4 protein-coding genes are annotated in these 5,895 nt (G+C 42.3%); 1 reads left to right on the plus strand and 3 read right to left on the minus strand.

Annotated elements, in window-relative coordinates; all coding sequences use genetic code 11:
* The first annotated feature begins 513 nt into the window (after positions 1 to 513).
* Positions 514 to 1,155 (plus strand): IS607 family transposase, encoded by a 642-nt coding sequence (locus F6K38_RS33600; protein WP_044493348.1) that lies wholly within the window; start codon positions 514 to 516, stop codon positions 1,153 to 1,155.
* Between the two features lie 473 nt (positions 1,156 to 1,628).
* On the opposite strand, the gene F6K38_RS33605 is transcribed toward F6K38_RS33600, so the two are convergent.
* From F6K38_RS33605 to F6K38_RS33615, 3 genes are all read right to left on the minus strand, one after another.
* On the minus strand, positions 1,629 to 2,945 hold the full coding sequence (locus F6K38_RS33605) for a D-arabinono-1,4-lactone oxidase (RefSeq protein WP_008184937.1): 1,317 nt from the start codon (positions 2,943 to 2,945) through the stop codon (positions 1,629 to 1,631).
* A gap of 64 nt (positions 2,946 to 3,009) precedes the next feature.
* Complete coding sequence (locus tag F6K38_RS33610; protein WP_287359443.1) at positions 3,010 to 4,710, minus strand: Eco57I restriction-modification methylase domain-containing protein; 1,701 nt, start codon at positions 4,708 to 4,710, stop codon at positions 3,010 to 3,012.
* Positions 4,711 to 4,747: 37 nt separating this feature from the next.
* A partial coding sequence (locus F6K38_RS33615) for a tetratricopeptide repeat protein (RefSeq protein WP_287359445.1) occupies positions 4,748 to 5,895 on the minus strand: 1,148 nt, incomplete at its 5' end.

Genomic DNA, 5,895 nt, shown 5'->3' on the forward strand with positions numbered 1-5,895 from the left:
AGTGTGGGAAGTGTGGGAAGTGTGGGAAGTGTGGGAAGTGTGGTAATAGGGGGGGAATTTTGATTAAAGGTATAGCAGAAGTCAGAAGTCAGAAGTCAGAAGTCAGAAGTCAGAAGTCAGAAGTCAGAAGTCAAACTCTTGCGCTTCTTGATGCAAAGCGCGAGTGGGGGAAACCCCCAAGACCGCTTAGGTGCGCTTGACCTTGGCGAATTAAATTCGCCACGGGTCGCACCTCTGCATCGCTTACAAAGGGTGTGAGACTAATGTCGATGTCCTAACTGCCCTGGCGACTGCTATAATTATCCTGGAATTATATTATATAATAAATAATTAATTTGCTACTCTTGCCTATTGCTAGCTTGCCTCTTGCCTCTTGGTAGGTTGCCTATTGCTAGCTTGCCTCTTGCCTATTGCCTATTGCTAGCTTGCCTCTCTATAAAAAATAGACACCCTTGGACATTACTTACGAAATGAGGAATAATAGAGAGCGGAGTCATGAGATCTAGCATTGATATGGAAAGTCATTCTGAGATGACATTAAGCATTGGGGAGGCAGCTAAACAGCTAGGAGTCTCTACCAAAACCCTAAGACGGTGGGCTGATGGGGGAAAAATCAGATATCAACGTTCACCTACTGGACAACGACGATTCTACCTTAAAGATATCAAACATATAACACCAAGAAATTCTCAGCCATTGACGGACAGATTGACCATCAACTATGCCAGAGTTTCCAGTGATGAGCGAGAAAAAGACCTGAGGATTCAAATTCAATTATTAGAAAATTTTAGCACTGCTAATGGTTGGCAATACGAGACTATTTCTGATTTCGGGGGTGGTTTAAATTATCACAAAAAAGGATTAAACAAATTACTCAAAAAAATTATGACAGGGGATGTTGAACGGTTGGTGATTACTCACAAGGATAGATTGCTGAGATTTGGCTCAGAATTAATCTTTACCATTTGTGAAGAGTTTGGCACAGAAGTCGTTATCATTAATAAATCCCCAGAGGGAGTCAGCTTTGAAGACGAATTAACCCAAGACATGATGGAATTAATCACAGTCTTTTCTGCCCGTCTCTATGGCGCTAGGAGCGAAAAAAATAAAAAATTACTTGATGGAATGACTCAAGTGGTAAAGGCATTAGAGTAAAGAGTAGGTGGAGAGAGGGGAGTGTGGGAGGTGTGGGGAGATGGGGAGATGGGGAGATGGGGAGATGGGGAGATGGGGAGATTGGGGAGATTTTTATGTAAGTATTCAGTCGTGAGCTTTTAGCTCACGCTATGCGAACAGCTGTCAGCTGTCAGCCGTCAGCTTAAAATAAACCTCTTTTGTAAACTTCTTTTGGTATAATTTAAGGTAAGCATATGCGCTACGCGCACGCTACTTGAGGTGCCGTCAGCTGTCAGCCGTCAGCTTAAGATCAACCTCAAACGGGAGAATTTAATAGTTCGAGATTTTGTAAGCATATGCGCGTAGCCGATAAGCTGAAAGCTGACAGCTGAAAGCTGATAGCTGACGGCTGAATGCTTACATTTTTATTAAGGGTAATTATCCCGAAATGATATTAGAGAGTATGGAAGAAACCCCGGCTGTGAAACGAACTCCCAACCGATTTGAGCCAATCATACATCAAAAGGGAAGAGGCGGTCGAGGAAGGGGTTAGAAAAAAGTCGATCAGGATCAAATTCTTTCATAAGCAGAGCGAAGTCATCCCAACGTGGGTATTGTGAGCGAAGATATTCCCGATTGGAATAAAAGTGCTTGCCCCAGTTGGGACGGCCACCATACTCTAATAATATCTTTTCGGCTTCCCGGTGATAGTTTTCAATCACCTTAAAATCTGACCCTGATAAGTTAAGGCTAATATAAGCAGACTCTCTTTGATACAGTGGGCTTAACCAATGCTCTTCGGAACTAGCAAATCGAACTGATATTGGTAGGTTTATCCTAAATCCCTGTTTTTTTATCATCTCGTGAATTTGCTCCAGAGCTTTGATTGTAGCTGACCTTGGTATGGCATACTCTAACTCGGAATAGGTGAAATTAATATTCTCAAAGGCGAGGATCTTAAAGCTCTTATCCCAACGGTTTAATCCCCGTAGATTAGTAAAAAAAGCTACTCTAAAGATGATAGGAATTAGAGCAGGAAAATTTCTGGTAATCCAGTCACCGATTCCATTGCCGGATCTAGATATAGTTCTAGATAGGTCGTCTAGGAATTGTCTCCAGAATGGCATGGGAGTAACCGGCTCATCCATTTTATTAAACTTAAACCAATAGGAGCGTGAGGTGTGGGGAAATTCAAAGAATTGGAAATGATCGTTTTCTTTAACTAGTGTGTCTATTTCTTTTCTGAGCACGGAAGTTAACATCGGTTGTTGAACATCTCGCAAGAAGAATGTAGGTACACAACGAAGCGTTAATCTAGTAATAATACCAAGGGCACCCAAGTTGACACATACTCCATAAAATGTGGGATTATCTTGTTGGTAGCGGACAACTTCCCCGGATGCTTTCATTAGCTCCAGCTCGACCACTGCACTGGCCAGTGAGCCATTCTTGTCTCCTGTTCCATGGGTAGCCATTGCTATGGCACCAGAAATAGTCTGCTTTGTAATTGCTCCCAGGTTTTCCAAGGCCATGCCGTGTTGGTCTAGGTATTGATTCAAGCTGTTTAGTGTTATTCCTGGCTCGACAGTAACGGTGCCCCGTTCTCGGTCTAGCTCGATTACTCGGTTTAGTCGCTTCAAGGATACAAGAACACCATCGGTGCATGCAGCTTCTGACCATGAGTGTCCCGAACCAACAACCTTAACTTTCATCCTTTCGGTTCGAGCCATGGCAAGAACTTTCCTGAGATCTTCGTTAGAAGACGGCTCGACAATACTTTTGGGGTTGCAAGAAACATTACCCCTCCAATTTGACCAAGTAACTGACATATTAATTTATGAAAAATCTTGTAATGGTTTTTATATATTATAGCATAGGATACTCATTGCTTATTTAGATCTGGTTATCTCTAATCACAGCTCGCTCCTTTGGTGTCAATCCATAAATTTCAGACACTGCATAGTTTCCAAGGTTAAGATCTCCTGTGTTTGCTGCTTCTATTAGCATTCTTTGAAGATTCTCTGAAATACTTTGCCACTGAGGAAGTCTGATTCGCCGCAAGTATTGTGCTTGAAAGCGAAGATACCCTCCCCTGAGCTGAGTTGAGTAAATAGATACAAATAGTTTAGCTATACCTGATTTGAGAACTGTTTGAAGTGCCTTTAAGTCCCACTCTTGTGAAGTAATGAAATAAAGGTTATGATGGGGGTATAATTTTCCATCTTCATAGACAATATGTGCTTTGGATTTAATATCAGGAATTAGCAGTTTAGGGTAAGCGGTCAGGCTGGGATAAATTCTATCAATTGTTCTGTACCAATTCTTGGGATTTTTCTTGGCACAGTTCCGTTTCAAAATTGTATCGGAATGTTGGGCAAGGTAACTTGCCAGCTTGGGATAATTTTCAAGTTCAACTAAAGAACCATTGTCGTGAAATGGGTTGATAACACCAAGGCCACCCCACTTGATAATACCAGTTTTAATATCTTGTGTCTTGACTAAAGGCAATTTTCTATCGGGTTCAACCTCCAGTTTTTCAAAGGGCCCAATGTAAACTTTATCTGCTCCGGTCGCTACACCAATGCCTACCTTACAACCAACGTCTTCTAAACTAGGAAAGTCTTCTTCCAGGCGACGAACCACCATAAGTTCTTTAACAGAATCTAGAATCCATGGTTTTGACCCATTTGTTACACCCCTAAGCTCGATGATACCACTTTCCGGAGAAATAGAGTCAGCACAAAAATTTTGGGCTAGTTTCTTAAGTGTGTTGTATTCAACTAATGGTCGATGAGCAACTCGAACAACTTCGGACTTTTGGCACTTGATGACTGTAATGGCAGGATAAGCACTAACTTCAGTGCGAAACGCCTGAGTATCGACCATATCAATATAGTAAGCAAGATGATAATGATCAGAAACCATTGCTCGTAGTAGCTTACCGTATTTATTCTTTAGCCATCGATTTGCACAAATAAAACCTAAAACCCCTCCAGGTTCCAGACTACTTAGGGCACGTTCAATAAAAGGGACATATAAATCTGCTCGATCATATATAGTCTTATATCTGGCTCGATACTCGGCCAAGAGAATATCTGGAATCAGCTCTTGCCGAACATAAGGCGGATTGCCAACTGCATGAGTAAATGAGCCTGGTAAATCTACAAGTAGGAAGTCACCTTCAATCAGCCAGGATGTTAGCAATTGATAGGCATCATCTTTATTAATTCCATGGTGCTGGAGCAACCTTAAAAGTTTAATTCTGGTATTTTCAAAGCTTTGAGAATTGATCTCAACTGCACGAATAGAATTGTGGAGACTATCAACTAGTCTGACTTGATTAGAATCATGGGCACCATAAGCAGTTAACAGTCGCTCTACAATCGGAACAAGAAAGTCACCATCACCAATCGAGGGTTCAAGTATCCGATAGTCTGGCAAAGGGCGATCTACGGTATAACCTGTCAGGTCAAGAATAAACTCTACAACCTCACGTCGGGTAAAAATTGCTCCTCGTTCCTCACTACTCTTTGCTGCAAAGCTTCCGACAGCAGAGGAAAAATCAAATAATGGCAAGCTTAGTTGCTGTTCCATTGTGACCGAACCATGACTTGTGGTATTTTAAGGTATATCAGTTTCTTAGCTCAATCAGTAGTCTAGCAATATGACGTTGAATGTTTTCCCAATCTTCGGGAAAGTCGTCACGGGTAAAGATTTCTGAGGCATTTTCATAGCATGCGATCGCATTTTCCAGATTCTCTGTAGTCTCTCCTACTATTCTGTTGCTGTAAGCATTACCCAGGTTATATAGGGTCCTTGCCCACTCTTCGGGGAAGTCTGGTTTGGTATAAACCTCCAAGGCTAGTTGGTATTGGGCAATAGCAATTTCAAGGTTATCAGCCCGGTCTCCACGGATTCTGTCACTATAGGCTATGCCCAGGTTGTTGTGAGTACTTGCCCAATCTTCCGGGAAATCTGGTTTGGTGCGAACGTCCAAGGCTAGTTGGTATACTTCTATGGCAATTTCGAGATTATCACCCCGGTCTCCACGGATTCTTTCACAGTAGGCATTGCCCAGGTTATAGTGAGTCATTGCCCAATCTTCGGGCAAGTCTAGTTTAGTGCGAACGTCTAATGCTAGTTGGAATGCTTTAATAGCTTTTTCGAGATTATCAGCCCGGTCTCCACGGATTCTTTCACAGTAAGCTATGCCCAGGTTGTTTTGAGTACTTGCCCAATCTTCCGGGAAGTCTGATTTGGTATAAACCTCCAAGGCTAGTTGGTATGCATCTATGGCTTTTTCGAGATTATTAGCCCGATTGCCACGGATTCTGTCACAGTAGGCATTGGCCAGGTTGTTTTGAATAGCTGCCCAAATTTCCGTGTTACTGTGATTAGTAAAAACCGTTAGCATGGTTTGGTAACCAGCAATAGCGATTTCCCTATTATTGGCTTGATTACCCAGTGGAAAATCGCTGATCAGGGTGCTGAATTCCCAGATAGTATTAGCGATTTCTGTTGCTGTTTCTGGTTCCGCTTCTGAGAGTTTAGCACTTGCCCAGGTTTGCAGGATAGGGATAAAATTATGATCGAGTTTGTCTAGGTTTGCTACCAGGAGTTGGTAGACAGCTTCGCGGTCGCCTTTGCTGTCTGCGATTGCTAGCAATACTTCCTCTAAGAATTGCTGATAATCTTCCGATGAAGCCTTAGCTGAAGTAAGGGTTTCTGAAATTGCCAGACCCTTTAAAAGCTTACTCCTGATCCGCCGTAAAAAGTTAG

The sequence above is a fragment of the Moorena sp. SIO3B2 genome, from assembly GCF_010692525.1.
Lineage (GTDB): Bacteria > Cyanobacteriota > Cyanobacteriia > Cyanobacteriales > Coleofasciculaceae > Moorena > Moorena producens.

What these genes read in the sequence shown, in the direction of transcription:
- F6K38_RS33605 (WP_008184937.1), bottom strand. Translation starts at nt 2,945, where the DNA reads ATGTCAGTTACTTGGTCAAATTGGAGGGGTAATGTTTCTTGCAACCCC.
- F6K38_RS33610 (WP_287359443.1), bottom strand. Translation starts at nt 4,710, where the DNA reads ATGGAACAGCAACTAAGCTTGCCATTATTTGATTTTTCCTCTGCTGTC.
- F6K38_RS33600 (WP_044493348.1), top strand. Translation starts at nt 514, where the DNA reads ATGGAAAGTCATTCTGAGATGACATTAAGCATTGGGGAGGCAGCTAAA.